This window comes from Coraliomargarita sinensis (genome assembly GCF_003185655.1).
Lineage (GTDB): Bacteria > Verrucomicrobiota > Verrucomicrobiia > Opitutales > Coraliomargaritaceae > Coraliomargarita_B > Coraliomargarita_B sinensis.
In genome coordinates, this window is record NZ_QHJQ01000005.1 from 84,347 (window position 1) to 104,070 (window position 19,724).

8 protein-coding genes are annotated in these 19,724 nt (G+C 56.2%); 3 read left to right on the forward strand and 5 right to left on the reverse strand.

What is annotated here, in order from left to right; translation table 11 throughout:
• The first annotated feature begins 122 nt into the window (after positions 1–122).
• A complete protein-coding gene (locus DDZ13_RS08385) occupies positions 123–1,673 on the forward strand; it encodes an MGH1-like glycoside hydrolase domain-containing protein (RefSeq protein WP_199221087.1) in 1,551 nt (516 codons plus the stop codon).
• A gap of 65 nt (positions 1,674–1,738) precedes the next feature.
• Here the strand turns inward: DDZ13_RS08385 and DDZ13_RS08390 are convergent, their stop codons facing one another.
• Complete coding sequence (locus DDZ13_RS08390; RefSeq protein WP_110130997.1) at positions 1,739–3,046, reverse strand: sulfatase family protein; 1,308 nt, start codon at positions 3,044–3,046, stop codon at positions 1,739–1,741.
• A 112-nt stretch (positions 3,047–3,158) separates the two neighbouring features.
• Here DDZ13_RS08390 and DDZ13_RS08395 point away from each other — a divergent pair, with 112 nt between their 5' ends.
• Both DDZ13_RS08395 and DDZ13_RS08400 read left to right on the forward strand, forming a co-directional pair.
• Positions 3,159–4,616 carry a sialate O-acetylesterase gene (locus DDZ13_RS08395; protein WP_146209307.1) on the forward strand — a complete coding sequence of 486 codons (1,458 nt, stop codon included), beginning with the start codon at positions 3,159–3,161 and terminating at the stop codon, positions 4,614–4,616.
• 602 nt (positions 4,617–5,218) lie between these two features.
• Positions 5,219–9,562 carry a M12 family metallo-peptidase gene (locus DDZ13_RS08400; protein ID WP_158279849.1) on the forward strand — a complete coding sequence of 1,448 codons (4,344 nt, stop codon included), beginning with the start codon at positions 5,219–5,221 and terminating at the stop codon, positions 9,560–9,562.
• A 26-nt stretch (positions 9,563–9,588) separates the two neighbouring features.
• On the opposite strand, the gene DDZ13_RS08405 is transcribed toward DDZ13_RS08400, so the two are convergent.
• The 4 genes from DDZ13_RS08405 to DDZ13_RS08420 all read right to left on the reverse strand — a co-directional run bounded on the left by DDZ13_RS08405 (position 9,589) and on the right by DDZ13_RS08420 (position 19,539).
• Positions 9,589–10,524: a cation diffusion facilitator family transporter gene (locus DDZ13_RS08405; RefSeq protein ID WP_158279850.1), complete on the reverse strand. Its 936-nt coding sequence runs from the start codon at positions 10,522–10,524 to the stop codon at positions 9,589–9,591.
• On the reverse strand, positions 10,524–13,280 hold the full coding sequence (locus DDZ13_RS08410; RefSeq protein ID WP_110131001.1) for a DUF6288 domain-containing protein: 2,757 nt from the start codon (positions 13,278–13,280) through the stop codon (positions 10,524–10,526). The genes DDZ13_RS08405 and DDZ13_RS08410 overlap by 1 nt, the downstream gene beginning before the upstream one ends.
• 202 nt (positions 13,281–13,482) lie before the next feature.
• Positions 13,483–16,401: a sialate O-acetylesterase gene (locus DDZ13_RS08415; protein WP_110131002.1), complete on the reverse strand. Its 2,919-nt coding sequence runs from the start codon at positions 16,399–16,401 to the stop codon at positions 13,483–13,485.
• A 201-nt stretch (positions 16,402–16,602) separates the two neighbouring features.
• Complete coding sequence (locus DDZ13_RS08420) at positions 16,603–19,539, reverse strand: sialate O-acetylesterase (RefSeq protein ID WP_110131003.1); 2,937 nt, start codon at positions 19,537–19,539, stop codon at positions 16,603–16,605.
• Between the last annotated feature and the right edge of the window lie 185 nt (positions 19,540–19,724).

The following is a 19,724-nucleotide window of genomic DNA, read 5'->3' on the forward strand; positions in this document are numbered from 1 at the left end:
CGATGCATTATCTTTCAGCCAGCAGGAGGCTCGAATGTAATAGGCAGGGAGCTCTGTATTACCTCGAACAGGCGTCCCGCCTGTTTTTCTTCCGAAGACACGGCGTACTATTTCTTATCGCCGTGCTCTCGTTCCAATCGGCGCATGCTGTCAAAGGCGCTACCGGAATTCTAAGCCATACGAAGCTCAAGTCCTACGTCGAGCGCTTCAATGCCGACGACGAAGAACTCTACGCCAATATTCCCAACTCGAAGGCCTACAGATTCTTACAGGCCAACATTCCGCTCTTCGAATGTCCCGATGAAGACTTCGAGCGGACGTACTACTTTCGCTGGTGGACGTACCGCAAGCATATCAGGGAAACTCCGGAGGGCTACGTGATTACTGAATTCCTGCCGGAAGTTTCCTGGTCGCGAAAATACAACACCATCAGCTGTCCGTCGGGCCATCACTTCTACGAGGGGCGTTGGTTGCACAATCCGGTCTATCTTGATGACTATGCGAAATTCTGGCTTCGAGGAGAGGGCATGCCGAGACAGTACAGTTGTTGGCTCGCGGATGCTATTTACGCGCGCCATTTGGTGAACCCTGATCCAGGCCTCATGGTCGAACTTCTGGATTCCATGGTGGAAAACTACGAAGCCTGGGAGAAGACAAAGCTCGGAGAACTCGGACTCTTTTATCAGATCGACGACCGTGACGGGATGGAGGTCTCCATCGGAGGCAGCGGGTATCGCGCCACGATTAATTCCTACATGTACGGTGACGCCAAAGCGATCGCACGGATCGCGCGCTTGGCAGGTCGAGCCGGTCTAGAGGAAAAATTCGAAGCTAAAGCGGCTAAAATTAAATCATTGCTTCTCTCAAGACTTTGGGACCCGAAGGACAAGTTTTTCAAGGTGCTGGACAAGACGACTCTTGAGAAAGCCGACGTTCGTGAACAGCACGGCTACACCCCCTGGTATTTCAATTTGCCCGAGCCCGGTGAGGGCTATGAATCCGCTTGGAAGCAATTGGTGGACCCCGGGGGCTTTCACGCGCCCTACGGCCCGACAACGGCGGAACAGAGGCACCCCGGGTTTTCCATAAGCTACGAAGGCCATGAATGCCAGTGGAACGGTCCCTCCTGGCCGCTTGCGACCTCGGTCACGCTTACGGCCCTGGCCAATGTTCTGAACAACTACGAGCAGGATGCGATTGGCAAAAGGGACTACTTTGAAACCCTCCAAATCTACACTCGTTCGCACCTGATGCAGCGGGAGGACGGCAAAATTGTCCCCTGGATCGATGAGAACCTGCATCCTTACACTGGTAAATGGATCGCCCGCACCCGGTTGAAGAACTGGAAAGAGGGCGGCTGGTCGGATCAAAAGGGCGGAAAAGAGCGTGGCAAGGATTACAACCATTCCAGCTACTGCGACCTGATCATCACCGGCTTGGTGGGACTACGCCCGCGGGCGGATAACGTCGTGGAGGTTAACCCGCTTTTACCCGAAGTATTGTGGGATTACTTCTGTTTGGATCAGGTGCGCTACAAAGGACGGGTGTTGACGATCATCTGGGATCGAACGGGTGAGAAATACGGTCGTGGCAAGGGGCTTACAATACTGGCCGACGGTAAGACGATTGCGCATAGTCCACGGCTCGAATGTATCATCGTAGAGCTTTTATAAGGGGTGGCGAAATGCGGGACAGGCCAGAGGCGCTGTCCTGCGTAGGACAGGCGCCCCGCCTGTCTTTAAAGGTGACCGCAACAAGCTGCCGATTTGTCAGGATCCCAGTGCGCCTTTTGCAGCTTCTTCAAGTGTTGCACTGTTTCCGGATGTTGGTCCGCCAGATTCTCTTTTTCATAGGGATCCTTCTTCAGATTGTAGAGTTCAATACCTTCGGGCTTGGTGGCAAAGCTTCGGTCGGGATCGACCACGGTAGGAATGAGTAACTTCCACCATCCATGGATGACGACTTGAGTAAAAAGGCTTTTTGCCGGGTTGGAGAGATTCGCAATATCATGGTTGTAGGCCTCGACGAAGACCGTATCGCGCGCCTGCATCGCATCCCGGTTCATCATATTCAGGCCCGGTAGGTCACCGGGATCCTTGGCGCCAGTGATCTCGAGGATGGTTTTTGGCAGGTCGGTGACATGGGCGAGAGTCACATTGTCCATCGCAGGCCTGACTTTACCCGGCCAACGGATCATCATAGGGGTGCGGATCCCTTTTTCGTAGGGGCTGAGCTTGGCGCGGTGGTTGTTCCACATGTCGTGGTTGGGATCCCAGCCGTTATCTGCGAGATAGAGAACGACCGTTTTATTCTTTAAACCGTTGGCAACCAGATAGTCTTCAAGTTCGCCGGTGGTTTCATCCAGCCACTCCACCATGGCATAATATTTTTCTGCTGCGGGATTGGGACCGTTGCCCCGGTATTTTTTGAGCAATCTCTCCGGCGGATTATGCGGCGTATGCGGGAGGAAGGGTGCGTGCCAGATGAAGAAGGGTTTGTCTGCTGCCTCCGCGTTCTCGATGAAATCGAATATCGGCTGCATCGTTTGTCGTCCGATCCTGAGCCCCTCATCTCCATGTCGATTTCCTTTGCGGGTCATGCCGTGTGTGAAGCCCATCTCCTCATAGGTGCCGTTCCAGAGCTTGCCGGTCTGGAAGGTAAGGTAGCCCGCTTCGGTCAGGGCTTTCGGAAGCAGGAGGGAGTTGCTCTGCAATTGATCGAGCAGCGCTTCCCGTTTGCCCCGAGGGGAACGGTCATCTGACAGATCATTTCCCGTGATCCGGTGCTCGTGCGGTAGTTTTCCGGTAAGGAGTGAGGCCAGAGTAGGGGAGCAAACGGGCATGACGTAGCCCCGGGTGTAGGTCAGGCTCTCGTCCGCCAGCTTGTCGAGGACCGGCGTGTTGACCCGGTCCGACCCCATGAAGCCGTAATCATCAAAGGCATGGTCGTCCGAAATGATGAGGATGACATTGGGGCGCTCAGCCGCTGCAAACGAGAGGGCAGAAAAAAAGAGAAAGGCGAGTCGTTTGACCGTAAGAGGCATCATTAGTATTTAGTGAACTTCCGAGGGAAGAAAGGAGACAACTTGCTTATAAATAAGACAAGTCTTTCATTCGAATAAACTTCAAGAGCATCTTTTCTAAACTTAAGAGCCACTCATGCGATTTAAAACGAGAATTATTCCGTCGATTGCCCTAACAGCGATCGCCTCAATGTTTATTCCGGCGCTGAATGCCGAGGAAGCTCCGGTCAAAGTCTATATCCTTTCCGGGCAGTCGAATATGGTCGGCATCGGCCAGTTCACAGGCGGTAGTCAGGGATGGAAAGAGGAATTCACCGATTTGACGATTTCGACCTATCCCGGAAGTTATGACGCCTCGCTCGACTATGATGCGGCGGAGCCCAGCGAAGTTTTTGAGTTCGAAAGCTTGAAAGCGCTGAGGGAAAGCGAGTTCCCGAAAGAGGGGGTGATCGTGCTGCGGGGCTTTATCGAGATGCCCGAAACCGGCATCTACGAATTCAAATCAGGCTGGGCCGATGCGACCTACGGCATTATGCGTATCGGAGACGAAGTCGCGTACCGCAAAGAACCGGGTGAGGAGGAACCGACCATCACGCCGACCAAACTGAAAGCGGGTGAGAAAGTTCCTTTCCGAATCATCTATTTCGGCCATGGGCCAATCACGGGTTGGTATTTCCGACTCGATTTGCCGGGTACCCTGAAGACCGTGGTTCTACAGGAGGGAAAGTTTCCCTACCTGATCAACGACGCGAATGAGTTCGTTCCGCGGGACGACGTTTGGTATCGCGGTGAGGTCACCGCAAAGGGCAATCAATGGCTGAACTACGGTTGCGGCGCGGGCAAGACCAGTATCGGACCGGAACTTGGCTTTGGTCACATGGTCGGCAATTATCACGACGAGCCAGTGCTTTTGCTGAAAACAAGCCAGGGTAACCGATCGCTGGGTTGGGACTTCCTGCCCCCGGGTTCCGAGCGCTTTGAGGTCACTGACGAGGAGGGGAAGACCTGGGTCTATGCGGGCTACAAGGATTCGCCATCGCGCTGGGAGAAAGGAACGGAGCCGGAGGCGATTAATTGGTACGCAGGTAAGCAATACGACGATTGCTTCAATGCAGCGAAGGCGGTGCTGGCCAACTTCGACGAGGAATTTCCCCACTGGGCGGGACGCGGTTATGAAATCGCCGGCTTCGGTTGGTGGCAGGGCCACAAGGATGGCGGCGAGCGCGGTGAGGGCGAGGCCGGTGTGCACGCTCAGCGTTACGAGGAAAACCTGGTGACGCTCATCAATGCGCTGCGCAATGAGTTTAATGCACCGGGTGCCCCCTTTGTGGTGGCTACCTGCGGGTTCAACGGCGGCGAGGGTTGGCAGCCGGGCAGCAGCGCCGATACCATCTTCAAGGCCCAGATGGCAGTGAGCGATCCGGTCAAATATCCTGAATTCGGTGGCACGGTTTTTACCGCCGACACACGCCCGTTTTATCGTCCGCCGGAGGAGTCCCCCCGAAACCAAAGTTTCCATTACCACGGCAATGCCGAGACCTATATGCTGGTCGGTGAAGCCATGGGCCGGGCCATGGTCCGGCTGAAGGAATAGCCCGCATCGCTACCGGCAGTCACGAGGCCTGTAAGCCCGATTTTGAAGCACCCGGGTTGAAAACGCTGGGACCACCGGCGAATTGGCTCAGAACCGGCCTCGACCTGCTTTAAATTTGTACAGGTCGACGCGGCAGTTTTACGGCTCCAAAGCGATAAATCGACTTGCGGGAAAAGTGTGGGCTGAGGACATTACCCCCATCGTTTCCCCGTTTTATCTATAAAGTCATGGCCCTAAAAAAATCTCCTTCGAGAATCGTCCTGTTCGTGCTATTCTGCGCGACGCTGACTTGTTGGATTATCCTGAAAGATAGCCAGTCTTCTGTCCTGCCCGTCGAGCAAACGGCCTCCAATGCTGGGAAACCGTCAATTCAGGCCGATAACCGAGGCATCGAAGCGTCACGGCCCGCGGATACAGGATATCCAGCCGGAGACGAAAGATTACCGCCGACAGCGGGTGCTGCGCAGGAAAGGGCGGAACTCTCTTCGCGCGATTGGAGGCCAGCTGCTGTTTTTTGCCGCGAAATGCGCCCGGTGCCGGCCCTTGAACATCCGCGGGGGGTAAATGCCACGCGCCGTTATCGCGATCCTGTCCATCTGAAGGTGGATTCTTCATTGGCTTCGGTACAACCTGCGGTGCTGGCGGGGTCGCCGGTGGATGGGCGCTTTCATCTCCAACCTGATGAGGTCGACCCACACACACGTCAGGCCGGGCGCCTGGTATTTAACGCTGATGCCGTTGATGCTGTAGTGGCGGGGCGCAAGTCCCGCATCCTTGCACCGACATTAACGGAGGAAGTGATGACACTGGAATTTGAAACCGTTAAGACTCGCTCCGCCAACACGCATACGATTCAGGGCCATGTGGTCGGAGAAAAAGAGAGTAGCACGGCTCAGATTGTTTACCACGACGGTATTCTTCAGGGAAACGTCATGCGCTATGATAAGGGCCAGGAAATCGAATACCGAATTATGTCCGACGGCCATATGATGGTACGTGAGGTCGATATCGTGAGCCAGAACCAAGTAGCCTGCGGCACCTGTGCCGGGTTTGATCATTCCCAGATGCTTGACCATTTCCCGTCCGGTATCGAGGCAGATATCGAAGCCGATGTTTATGATGCTATCGAGGCTAAAAGCTTTTCCCACGACGAGGATCAGGAAGCGGTCAACCGCGATACGTCTGGTTGGCGCACAGTCGATGTGACTGTCGGTTACGACCCTGACGCGCGTACTAACTACAGCTCTTTCAGCTATAACGGGTATTCCGGAATTGAAGCACGTATCATTGCGGCAGTGGATCGTATGAACCAGGCTTTCATTAACAGTGAAATCACGGACACCGAAATGATTCTGTTGGGAACGATTGAAGATCCTGACTACGATGCTCCGGGAAGCTCGAGTAATCTTGGGGACGAATTGACGAACTTGCGGAACGAGGATGGGGTTCTCGATGCTGTGACTGACTTCAACAATCGCCTCGGGGGTGATTTGGTTACCTTTGTGGTGGGGAGTGGCCAAGGACAGTCAGGCGTGGCTAATTCAGCGAATCGCTATGCCATCGTATCAGCGGTTAGCATGACAGCCAGCGGTCTGGTCTATGCCCACGAGTTGGGGCACAACATGAATGCCCAGCACGCCTGGGCCGATACCGGACTCAACGAAGATTCCAATACCGGCTGGCGATTTTATGGCCAAGGGGGTGGGCAATACCGCACAATCATGGCTTACGGTGAAAGCGCTTGGTTGAGGATTCCTTATTATTCAAACCCCAATGTTCTCTTTGATGGTTCCCGCACCGGTGCCGAGGATGGCTATGATGCCACCAACGACACGACGGTTGATTCGCGTCTGGTCGTCGGGGGGTACGACATCGCTGGAAAATTCGACGACACGATTACCGGATTTGACGGCAGTGTTTTGACGCGCGGTGCCGATAACGCCCGGGTCATCGATACCGGAGATGGTAAAGCCAACGCCGGTGCAACCGCAGCTTCTTTTTGGGCGACCCGAAGTGATTTCGAGATTATCAATCCGCTGGCGGGGACAGAGTGGGAAAAAGGCACCACGCAAACCATTCAATTCAACGGTGGCGACTATCAGGATATCGCCACGATTTCATTGTATAAGGGCGGCGTCCTTCAAAGTACCTTCGCTACGGACGTCAACCCGATCGAAGCAAGAAACATTGAGTGGACTATTCCCTATGATCTGCCCAACGGCACCGATTACATGATCCGGGTCGAGTTGGACCGTAACGGTGGCATGGAGATCGCGGAGAGTGGCAACTTCAGGATTTACAGCAGCTTACCCCGGGTAAGCTCGGGGGCCGCGCCCGCTGTTCCGGAAGGCATCGGTGTCATCTCCAGCGTGGAACTGACCTTCAACGTGCCCATGGATCTGGGCACATTTGATGCCGGGACGGATATCATCTCATTCCTGGGGCCGGTTGGTAATTCCGTCCTCGCTTCCATAACCGGAACCTCCTGGTCCGAAGGCAATACGGTCCTTACCATCGAATTCACGCCGCCCGCCCAACACGGGGCGTATGAATTGGTAATTGGTCCGGACATAGAGGATGCCTTCGGTACGCTCATGGACCAGGATGGGGATGGAACAGCGGGGGAAAGCGTCGAGGACCGGCATACCTACACTTTCACGATTAATCCGCCCTTACCGTATTACGCTTCCATGGATAGAGACCCAGGGTGGACGTTTATCGATAACCGGACCGATGGTAAAGGTTGGGCCTACGGGCAACCGACCGGTCAGGTGCAAAATGCTTATCGCGGGAAAGATCCGTCATCCGGATTTAACGGCCCCAACGTTATCGGCTATAACCTGAATGGTAGCTACGAGATCGAAATGCCGTTAACACGCTGGGCCGTCACGCCTGTGATCGACTGCAGCAATCATGAAAATACACGAGTTAAGTTCCAACGTTGGTTGGGTGTCTATTGGGGGTTTGATGACACTGCTTTACTTCAGGTTTCGAATGATGGGGTGAATTGGACCACCTTGTGGGAGAATCCCGAGACCTACATTACCGATGATGGTGAATGGATTGAAGAAGAATACGACATTTCCGCCGTCGCGGATGGTCAATCCACCGTTTATGTTCGCTGGGGAATCGGGCCGACGGATTGGAACAACAATGGCGGTGCCTGCGGCTGGAACATTGATGAGGTGGTCGTTTTCGGAGACATTCCCGGAGAGTCGGATAACACGGCACCTTATCCCAGCCCCATGGCATTCGCGAATGCGCCGGCCGCTTCAAGTATCGATTCGATCACGATGACCGCGACTGCCGCCCTGGACGTGCATGAAGTCGAATACTACTTTACGGAAACCTCTGGTAATCCCGGAGGCAGCGACAGCGGCTGGCAGGACAGCCCGACTTACACCGATACTGGACTGGATGAAGATACACAGTATACCTACACTGTCACCGCCCGGGATAAAAGCCCGAATCAGAATGTGACGGATCCTTCGGCAGAGGCATCGGCGACCACTGATATTAGCTATCCGCCCGAAGTGGATGCAGGTTCCGAACAATCGGCGACAATCGGTGGCTTCGGGACGCCCTGGACGCCTGAAAAAATTCAGACCGATGCCTGGTACGATGCCAGCGATTCCTTCAGCATGACGGTGATTGATGACGGCGTCTTCCAGTGGCTCGACAAGAGCGGGAATGACCGCCACGCCCTGCAATCCACGGCGGCCCGACAGCCTGCACTTCTTCAGGCAGCTCTGAATGATAAAGATGTCGTGTCCTTCGACGGCTCAGACGACTACTTTGAACTTGGAACCCATTTGGATTTTCTGGCGGGCGTCTCTCACTCCGCATTTATCGTTGTAGCAGATATTACCAGCTTCCAACCCATTTATGGTTCGCAGAAAAGTAGAGGTGGAGCCAACAGCCTGGAAGTGGGGTTCGATGGTTCAAAATATAAAGTGAACATCTTTGGCGACGATTTCAGACCATTGATCGGGCACAATTTTGACAATAGCGGCAGTATCGTAAACTTCATTTGGCCGATCGGGTCTCCCAGAGAAGTCTTCGCCAACGGAAACTTAGAAGCTGTCGACGACGTACCCGCACCGGCAATCGACACGCTGCGTGACGGAGGACATTTCGGTTTCGTTATGGACCGCGGCTACTTTGGCGGTGATATTGCCGAAATGGTCTTCCTCACCGGAACCGTGACCAGCACGGATCGCGAACGTATGGAGGGCTACCTCGCCCACAAGTGGGGCCTGACGGATAATCTTCCTGCAAATCATCCCTATAAAACAGAGCTTCCCCAAGACATCGGTGCTGAAGTTCAGCTAAATGGCACGGTGACTGATTCCAACGGCGACTCGCCGGATACCGAATGGACGGTTGTCTCTGGCCCGGCTCCGGTGCGTTTCGCGGATCCAACCATTATCGACACTACGGCAACGTTCTCAGAAGAAGGAACCTACGTTCTTCGCCTGACCGCAGACGATGGAATCTATGTGAGATCCTCCGATGTGACAATCACGGTGAATCCCGGTGGTAATGACTTCACCAATTGGATTTCCGGCTACGATGTCGGCGACTTAACGGCCGCCGGCGACGACTACGACGGTGATGGCATTCCGAATGCGATTGAGAACTACTTCGGCACGGATCCGAGCGCGCCCAGTGTTGGGCTATACAATATGGAGGTATCAACCGACGGGGGCAGCACATTCACTTTCAAGCATCCGATGAGCGAGAATCCCGCTTCCGATATTACGGCAAGCTACCGCTGGTCCACGGACTTATCTCAGTTTCACGGCAGTGGAGAAAGTAATGGCGCTGGAACCACGGTCACGTTTGAAGCCAGCTCTCCGGTAAACGGGGAGGTCACGGTAACCGCGACTGTCTCGGATACGTCCACCGAAAAGCTGTTTGTCTCAGTCTTTGTCGTCCAGGAGTGATAAGGCAGGCGCGCTGTTGAGTCGTATCATTGACCGTGTTGCCGCTCCTCTTGGTCGGCTCCCGATAGTCCCCGTTGCTTAATGTGTTCACGGTTGGCTGGTTCGACATGGATGAGCACGGTGGACACTTCCGGATGTTGCTTGCGCATGCGTTCCTTGACCGAGCGTGCAATTTCATGCCCTTCCTCGACGGAAATTTCGGGATCAACCTGGAGGTGTAGGTCGACCTCAAAAAAGTCGCCGATCCGACGTACGCGAAAATCATGGTAAGCCAACGCACCCGGAGTGGGCAGGATATGCTCGCGAAGGTCCTCGATGATCTCTCTTTCCGGAGCGGCATCCAATAAATCGGCACAGGCCCGGAAGAAAATTTTAAAGGACTCAAAGGTCAGATAACCTCCCAGAATTAAGGTGACGGCATCGTCGAGGAAAGCCCACTGCGGCCCGCCGATCCAGACGGCGAACAGGGCGACAGCTACGCCCAGCGAAGAGAGGCTATCCATCCGGTGGTGCCAGGCGTTGGCCATCACCAGTTCGGATTTCAGTCGGCGGGCGACGCTCCGTGTCCACCAGAAGAGACCTTCTTTAAGCACGAGCGAAACCAGGGCCAGGGCCAACGCCGCACCGGCTTTCGTTTGGCTCAGAGCGGTGCGGACATCGAAGAGGGCGGCCAGCACCAGACCTAGGGAAAAGACCAGTAGAACCCCACCGACAATGAACTTCGCAAAACTGGCGAACTTGTGATGCCCATAGAGATGGTTGGCATCCTCCGGCTTATTAGCCAAAGAAAGGCCGACCAGCACGACAATGTCGGTCAGCAGGTCCAGCAGGCTGTGCGCACCGTCAGCCAGAAGGGCCTTGGAGTTCAGCGCCCAACCGCCAGCGACTTTAACGCAGCCCAGCCCCAGATTGACCAGCAGGCCGATCCAGGTGATCTGAAGGGCCGTACGCTGCTTCGCCACTAGTCGGTCCGCATGTAGATATGATAGCCCGGATGCCAGTCATCGGGGATGGCGTCCGTGCCTTCGTCGTCCGGATCACCGCCGAATTTACCACCGCGTTCCACGATGAGGAAATCGATCCCCTCGTAGGTCCGGATTTCCATCTGAAGCGCTTGGTCCACATCCATGCCGACCAGCATGTTGCCGGACCAGAAGTGGTTGCGGTAGTAGCCTGACTTTGTGGTTTTGCCGTTCGGCTCTATCTTGAGAGTATCCTTCGAACCTTTGATCGTCGCTTTGCCGTCCTTGAGATTGTTTTTGAGCCAGGATTCAACTTTATCGTCAATTTCGCCAGGCTTGTTCGCCGGTGGCCAGATCGCCCATTCCCAGGTGCCGATCAATTGGTCATTAGGTTCGAACCGGCCCTGGAATTGATACATGTCGGCATCGCGACCGCTCTTGTAGGATTCTAAAGTTGTTCTCGGGATGCGCCGCACAAATTCCTCACCCTCGGGGACCTGTTGCACGATGTTCCCGATGCGTGCCCGAATCGTTTTGGCACCGCGCTTTGGGGAGGCACCCGTGTAGGGATCGGCGAGTTGATCAGGCAGGCTGAGATAGGCCTTTTTCAGGATGGGGCTAGCGTACTCCTGTATGTCCCGGTTTGCCCCGGCGATCGTTTGCTGGAGTTCCCGCGTGGTGTTACGGGAAGGTTCGTCGATCGCGAAAGAAGTGACCATTTTTACGACCGGGGGAAGGACCGTCTCATAGTGGTCACGTTCGGGAATAAGCTTACATAGAGTGAGCACTGCCTGCTCCTGCACCCAGACGCTATCGTACTCCAGAAACTCCAGCAATCGTTCGCGGTGTTGGGCGATCCGATCGATGTCCGCGCGTCGCAGCGCCTGAATCGCATACATTGCCACCCACCAGGATTCGTTCGGATCCTCGACGATCTGGCTGACAAGGTCGAACATTTCGGTAGTCAGCTGGTCATCGGAAAAGGGCCTGCCTTTGAACATCCCGGCCATGGTCAAGAGCCCGGCCTCACGAAGACGGGGATCGCCTGATTGGAGAAGCGGGACGACCAAATGTGTCCAGCCCTGTTTAACCACTCCCCGCATGGCGGCATGCCTAATCCCATATTCGGGGTGCAGGATGTATTTGAACATTTCCTTCTCGGTTGTTGCCGGGTCGTTGACAGCGTTGAGAACAGGTACCGAAGCATCAGTCGGGACTTTTTCGTTCAGAAGTTCTTCCTTTGTCAGCCCTAGCGCTTCACCAATGTAAATCGGGTCAGGCGAGTTGAAGACGTCGTCGGCTGCATTGCCCCAGGGGCGCTTGGGCAATTGAAAGGTTTTCGCATACGGACTCCGCGGGGCACCCCACAGTTGCAGGTTTTTGCGCGGATAGGTATAGGTAAGGGCAAAAAAGGTGCCCCAGTCGCGGCCCGCGGAGGCGTCGGTGAGCGAGCGGTTGTAACGGTCGTCCATCCCCTCAATGGCGACACTGCCGTCGTGGCGGCGGGAGAGGTCCATGACCCAGCGGCGGGTGTCGTGGTAGGAGCGGTAGGGGATGGGGCGTTTTTCGCGCATCAGAGCCATGGCACCGTGGTGCCAGATTTCGCCCATCCCGCCGCCGGTGTGGGCGGCGTGGAACCAGTTGGTGGCATAGAATGCTTTCATGGCGGAGTTATCACGCGCTTGCGCATAGACGGAATTTTCCCCTTCAGGGGTCAATTGTGCGGCTACGGCCATCGCCATGGCCAAGCCACTGGTTTTGCCGTTATCCCGGAAGCCCCCCTCCGGAGTGCCGTTGCCGTAGGCGACGTTGCCACGGCCGCCGAAGCGGTAGAACTGCTTCAAGGATTCTCTCAAAGCGTAATCGTCGACCTCGACGCCGCAAAGCCGGGCCATAAGAAGGAAATTCATGGCATATATGCCCGAGGCATGGACCTGCCCCGTCCCGGTCGAGTAGGTGAATGCGGCCGGCATACCACGGCCGCTCCAGCCGCCCTGGTACATGCGATCCTTGAGGTCCTCGGTCGCTTTCTTGATCACCGGCAGCACAGACTTGTCGCCCGTGCGCAGGTAGTATTCGCAAACACCGATACCGCTGTAGCCGATCTCCCATGTAATCCCGCCGACCTGTTCAATGTCCTGCATCCAGCGGCGGACAACAGCGAGGTCCTTCTCCTCACCGGTCGAGAGGAGGAAGAGCACCGAGCCCCAGGAAGGTTTGTCCTGCTCGGCGATAAGATCGGCGAGGTTGCGCACGATCTTGTCCGATTTGGCACAGTTAACCGGCCAGGTATCGCTGTAGGCACCCATGACCGGGATATTTACGCGGACGTTGCCCTGGCCTTTGATTTTGAGGTCGATCACACCGTCGGTTGCTTCTGCCTCGGTAATGATATTGCCGAGAATGATACGTGGGTCGAAATCCTTCAGCACCACGCCGTTGATACTCTCTATGATCTGGCCTTTTTTCAGCTTACCGGTTTTGTCAGCCGGCGAACCTTCTTCCACGTTATTAATCTCCATGGTCATGCCCGGGCGCTTCAGGTCGATGCCGATGCCGACCGGTCCAAAATAACGAATCTTCCAAACTCCCGAACGTCGACCGAAGTCTTTTGGGTAGGGGTTGAACATGGGCTGGTAGCCCTCCTTGTAGTAATCGCTGCCTTCGACGGCCTGCGCCTGCGAGCCGAAACCGAGTGAGAGCGCGATAATTAGTCCGAGAGCAAATTTCGGAAGATGAAAATTGATTTTTGTCATAGCTGTTAATGAATCCCGGCCGTTTCTCCTTGGGGCGGAGGGGCTTTGAATTCTCAGTTCTGGTTTAGCGGAGCATTTGGGTCATGCCCAGATTTTTCTTTGATATTAGGGGAGGATAATCGTTCACATCCCTGTCTCGAATTGGAACAAGTATGGTTTCGACCGATTCGGATAAACTACAATGCCGCCGTATATTCACAAGCTACGGAGTCACCTGTCGGGCGATTTGGTTCGCAAGTTTTCGGAGGCTTTTTTCCGGCCAGGCATTAAAGCCAACTTGTTTTGCTTTCGGAAGGCTCGGCTCGGTAATACCCTCGATTAAGCCGTCAGACGGTTGGGCGTAGAAGAAGGGGACCTGCGCTTGTCCGTAAGTTGCGGGCAGGCTATCGGCGTAGATCTCCAGTTCCTTCCCGTACTCGGACGGGTTATTGCCGATGTTGACCACGTCCGGAATCCAGATGACGCCGGAGACGGCCATCGGAGTCAGGGGGCTGACACACCAGTTGTAGCTGAGTGTGGGCAGGAGATTACCCTTGATCATATCCTGGTCCGGCCCCGGGAAGGATGGGAAACGCCGCGGTGCGCTCGAGAGGTCGGCTCCCGACGCGGCGATTTCCCGAATTTCCTGAACGGTTCCCTTTACTGTCGAGACATAGTCTTCGACGGCCTGCCGCATTAATTCGGTATTGGGATAGAGAAGTGAGAGCTGCTTGAGGCGTTCCGCGAACGCCGGATCGGTGACATCCCGGACGCCCTTGAGCGAGGTCCATGCAAGCGGGGAGGCATAAATCGGATTCTCGCCATCGCGGCCCGAAGACATGGTGATGAAGCCCTGGGGCACCCCGGGGCGATTGAGTGCCTTGGCAAAGTGATAGGCGAAGTCCGTCACTCCCTGGCGCTCATCGCTATAGTCGGCCGTCGCCCAATAGGAGCGGAAGCGGCCGCCACCGATTTCGAAGTGTCGTTTTCTCGGGAAGAGGTTGGTGCTGGCTTTGGTCCGCTTTTTGAATTCCCGGACCAAAGGCATGGCCTGGGGCTTCTCAGCATCCTTATCCCGCTGATCGTAGGGCCAGTTGTCGGTCAACGAGCGGCCACCGGTCAGATACCAGACGTCCCCAACCAAAATGTCTTTAACCGTCTGGCTGCTGCCTTTACTGGTCGCGACCTCCAGGGTGAGCGGTTCCGTGCTGGTTTTGAACGGCGGCAGGGTGAGCGACCACTTTTCGAGTTCGTCGGCCACGGTTTTTCGGGTCACGTCGCCGAGGCGGACCGTAACTTCAGCCCCTTTGTTCGCAAAGCCCCATACGTGAATCGCTTGATTTCTTCGAACAACGGCTCCATCGCGGTAGTACTGGGCCACGATTAGGAAGGGGCGGTCCGTGTCGTTGCGCCGGGCCTCGCGAGCTTTTTCGGCGGCAATGACTTCCGGGTTGTCTTCTTCAAAAATAAACTCGCCGTCGATGACGGCAAAAGGCGTGGCGGGCAGTCCGGCTTTGTTGTAGAGATTTGAGTTCATCGGCACCGCACTGTAGGCGTATTGCACGCCCACCGGTTCCGGTACCTGATCCGAATGGACCTCGACCGTATCGCCGACAATCACGGCCTCGGCCGGGTGCCATTTGCGGTCGGCACCGCAGAGACGGAAGTGGTTCAATTCAGCCGTGGGTGCCGGGCGGGCTGGCTCGACATATTTCCCGGGCTCCCGGTAATCCTCGGCCATGCCCTTGCTGCCGACCATGAGTCCCCCGTAAAGGCTATCCTTTTCGAAGCGAACAATCGCCTTGTCGCCCACGATTTCCGCACCGGCGAAAATCGGTCCGGTCTTGGCGATATCCTTGCCGTATTCGTTGGCCAGGGCCCAGCGCGCCAGTCGCATCCCCGGGTGTAATTTGTTGAAATAGTGAATTCCGCCCGGTCGTGCCGAGTTGAGATCGGTCTGCACCACCATGCCGACATTCTCGCGGTTGTTCATGAAAAAGAGATGCTGTGCCTGTCGAATGTCGGCAAAGCCCACATTGTCTGGGTCGGGCCCGGCTCCGTAGGCCTGCATTTGGGTGAAGTAGAAGGGCATGTTCGGCATGTTCCAGGCGTCGCGCCAGCCCTCGAGCAATGCTTCCATGCGGGCGGCATAGATTTTTCCGTCATTTGAGTTGCTGGTACCCTGGCACCAGATCGCGCCACGAATGGCGTAGGGAATGACGGGGTGGATCTTGCCGTTGAAAAATTGGGAGGGACCCCGCCACATGCCGGCGATCCCGGGCAGATTCGGCTTGTCGGGGAACTTGGCGCCTTTCTCCGCCAGAGCTGCGGCGTCTTTGCGCCAATCTCTCAAGTCGCCGTAGTATTCTTCATAAGCCTCCCGGCCCTCTTCAAGGAGAGGATCCGCGTTGTGGATGAGCGCTACATCTCCGGCCAAGTCGGGGTGGGCTTCAAAGGCCTCGCGCTTGGCAAAGGCTTCCACCCGCGTATTGCTGTGGGCGCTGAGCAAAATACCGATCGGCACGTCCAGTTCCCGGTAGAGGCTGTGGGCAAAGGCGAGGGAGAGCGCGGAAAAAGCATGTGCTTCCGAAATCTTTTTCCAACCCCCGTCCGAGGTGGCGCGCTTTTGCGGATAGAGGGCCGAGACCGTATTGATGTTGATTTCCCGGATGGGAAGCGCTTCCTCGGATCTGGCCAGGTCCTGGGCCAGATCGCGCACCATGCTTTTGCCCGCGATCCAGACCATGTTGGACTGGCCCGAGGAGAACCAGACCTCACCGACCAGGACATCCTGCAAGGTGATTTCCTTTGGATCTTCCTCGGATACCGATCGGACGGTGAAGCCTCGGCCTTCTTTGGAAGCTTCCAGCGGATCGAGCTCAATCATCCAGTCGCCGAACCGGTCGGCCTCGGCCGACTTGCTCTGTCCGGCAAACTCAACGGTAACCCGCTCCCCCGGCGTGGCGAATCCCCAGACCGGCACCGGCTTGCCACGTTGCAGGATCATATGATCCGTGAAGGGAGCCGCCAGCTCCAGTTTCTGCGGCGGAGCCGTGTAGGAAAGCGTCGTCAGGCAACCAAAGGAAAAAAGCGAGGCGGCTACGACGCCGATCAGTGAAAGGAGGCGAAGGGGAGTGTGCATGATGTGATTGTTTAACGGTTGTTTTGAAATCTCCGATTCATCTGCGTAATCGTTAATCCCGCTATGGTTCGTTGGGGTACTGCTTGCGCACCCGCGAACCTTGCTTGCGCAAGTGGTGTGTGGCGCGACCCGGAAATAATGCGGACTTCGCGAGCAAAGCCCCTACCTCTTCAGATTTAAGGATTACGATGACGGGTAGGATCAATAGGCCGCCTGGATGACCGCTTCGACCAGCCCGTCCAAGGCCGGCTTCTCACCGGAAGGGTACGAGCCTTTGTCGTCCTGCTCCGGCCAGGCGGTGACTTCAAACGCGGCGCTGGCTCCCCTGATGCCCGAAGGCTTCGTGATTTTGGGGGCGAGTGACTTGGACGGAATCGTGTAAATGAAGGGCGTGTCATTTTCGACTTTGAAGTGACGCTTCCACCCGTTGGCCAGCGCGCTCAGTTGCTCGCCGAAGTGGGCTCCGTTCGCTTGCGCGACCATGCTGGCCTCGGTCGTGAAGACGATGCCCTTGAGTTGCGTGTGTTTGAAAGAGGCCACGATACAATTGTAATACTGCGTCGCGTCGGTTTCGACCTTACCGGCAAACCCCGGGAACGAGCCCCACGGCACACCGTCCGGCACTGACTTGGTCGCAATCATTTCGGGGATGTAGTCCCCCCAATAGCTTTTCCACGCATTAATGTAGCGCTCGGCATTCTTTTTGTAAAAAGGGGTGCCGGGAGTGATCGCCGCGATCTCCTCGTATTCGGCCCGCAGGCTGGGCGCGTCGGCTAGTGCGTAGGCATCCATCAAGTGCTTTATTTCGAGATTATCCTCGTCCATGTGAATGATGCCCACCGGATTCCCTGTCTTGGCGTGGATCGCCTTGGCCAGATTGGCGGCGAAACCGGGGCCGGTCGGCTCGCTCCAGTAGGAGGCAAAACGATTTTTGGGTGTCGTCGAGGTGGCGACAGAGTATTCGCGGACCCAATCGCTTTTCACGCCTTTGGCTTTGCGGGGCATGATGCGAATCGGGCCGTTTACGGGTGCTTCCATCTTCGCGATCTTTTGATCGCCGAGTCCGTAGACATACCAGATATCGCCAACGACGACGTTTTCGATCACACGTTCGTGCACCACCTCGCCGTCGATCGTGAGAGCGGCTTTCAGCGTTTTCGGCTCCATGCTCGGCTTCATCGGTGGCAGCGTAACCTTCCAGTTTCGCATGCCTTCCACAACGGGGATTGATTTCTCGATTCCGTTGAAGCTGAAATGGATTACTTTCTCTCCTTCGGCATGCGGGATATACTGCGGAACGGCGGCACCCCAGATGGTGACCGGCTTGTTGGCTTGCAGGACCGCGTTATCGCGAAACTGGGTGCTGAGAATAGGGAACTTACGGTAGCGGTAGCTGAGCCCGACAGAATCGGGGTCGATTTCCACACCGGCGATCTTGATCGGCGCATCCGGCCAAGTCTCGCTGGTGACCAGCTCCTGATCGTAGTAGATGAAGGGAGTGGTCGGTAGGAGGGCCTTGTTGTAAAGGTTGGGTTGGAAACCGATTCCGCCGGTGCCGTAGGCGACGCCCTTGGGATTCTTGACGGCAGAAGAGGTGACTACGGCTTTATCCCCTTCGATGCGGACCTTGGCCGGGTGCCAGACGCGATCCTCGCCGGCGAGATAAAAGAGGGTGACCTGTTCGTCGCCGTTCTCGATGATCCTGGGGTCGGCAAAACCGGTGGCATCGGGATCCTTGCGGTCAAGGTAGTTGCTTCCGCTTTCGGCCACTACCAGGCCGCCCTCGGCATGGTCGAACTCGACGATCAACTCGTTGCCCTTAACGGTGTAGCCCTTGAACATGGGACCGTCGGCGACGACGTCTTTGCCATATTGATTCTTGAGCGCGTGCAGGGCGAGGCGCTGTCCCGGAACGACCTTGCTGCGGTAGTGAATGGCACCCTGGTTGTCGATTTGGCTGGCCATGCCGGTGTTCGGGATGTCACGGGCCAGCCAGGTGCCCAGGCGCATCTCCGCCGTGCTGCCGATGTCGGGGTGGTTCGGCCCCTTGTCGACTTCGTTGCCGGGGGAATAAAACTGGTGGAAATAAACCGGCAATTCGGGATTGTCCCAAAGGATGCGCCAGCCGCGGACGAGCGCGTGAAGGTTGGGGTAGTAGTTGAGCCCGCCATTGGAATTGGCGTAGCCCTGATTCCAGATCGCGCCGCGCAGGGCGTAGGGAATGACCGGGTTGAGCCGGGCGTTGAAGAGCCAAGTGGCATCGCGGTTGTTCCGCATGTTGCCCGGACGCTCGTTGGTGGGCAGATCGACGAAGTTGTTCTCTCCTTCATCCGCAATCTTCTGGTTCGTCTTTACCGCATCCATGATTTCGGCATAGAAGGCCTCCCAGGCCTCCTTGTGGTCGGGAGTCGAGGGATCGGTCTTCCGCAACTGGGCTTCGATCTCCTTATTGTAGTCCATTTTGCTGTCCTTGTAACCGGCGCGGGGGGTCCAGGCCTCAATCGCCGTCTGACTGAAGGAGCAGTTGAGAATACCGATGGGCACGCCGATCTCCCCATAGACCTTGTGGGCGAAGGCGAGGGCGATCGCGCTGAATTCGCCGTAGTCCTGATTCCATTCGCCCTCGGCATGCTCGATCGGGTGAAGGTGGGCGTAGTAATTGGTGACCTTGAACTCGCGGATCGGCACCTTCCTGCCCGCTTTCTCCGAGGCTTCTTTCAACTGATCCACGAGGATGCTGGCGTTGCTGACCCGAGCCAGCCATTGCATGTTGGACTGGCCGGAAGCCATCCAGACTTCGCCCACCAGAATATTCGACAGGGTCGCCGAAGCGCCGTCCTTGCTGGTGATGGTCATCGCGGCGGGTTCGGCATTGGTTTTCAGCGGGTCGAGCTTGAGCATCCACTTGCCGTCGGACCCGGTGACCGTCTCCTTGCGCTGCCCGGCAAATTCGACCGTGAGCAGAGTGCCCGGTTCGGCCCAGCCCCAGACCGGGAGAGGCATCTCGCGTTGCAGAATCGCATGGTCCCGGAAAGGAGCGCCCAGCTCGAGAGCGGCTTTCTCAGCCGAGAGCGGCGAGAGATTCAGACAGGCGAGGGCAAAGCACCCGAGCGCGAGGAGTTTGGAGGTTTTTCTCATAAAGTCCTAGGGATGTAAGTTTAAGGATCGAAGCGTCACTTGTAGGTGCTGACTCCCCGACAGCAAGAAGGTTCAGAGAAATTGACCAAAATTATGGGCAGACTTAATTGATTGGATAAAATTCAGGCATAGCCTTGCTTGAAACAGTACCGCTGAACGGCAAGCCACAACCTGTCCTTTTAAAG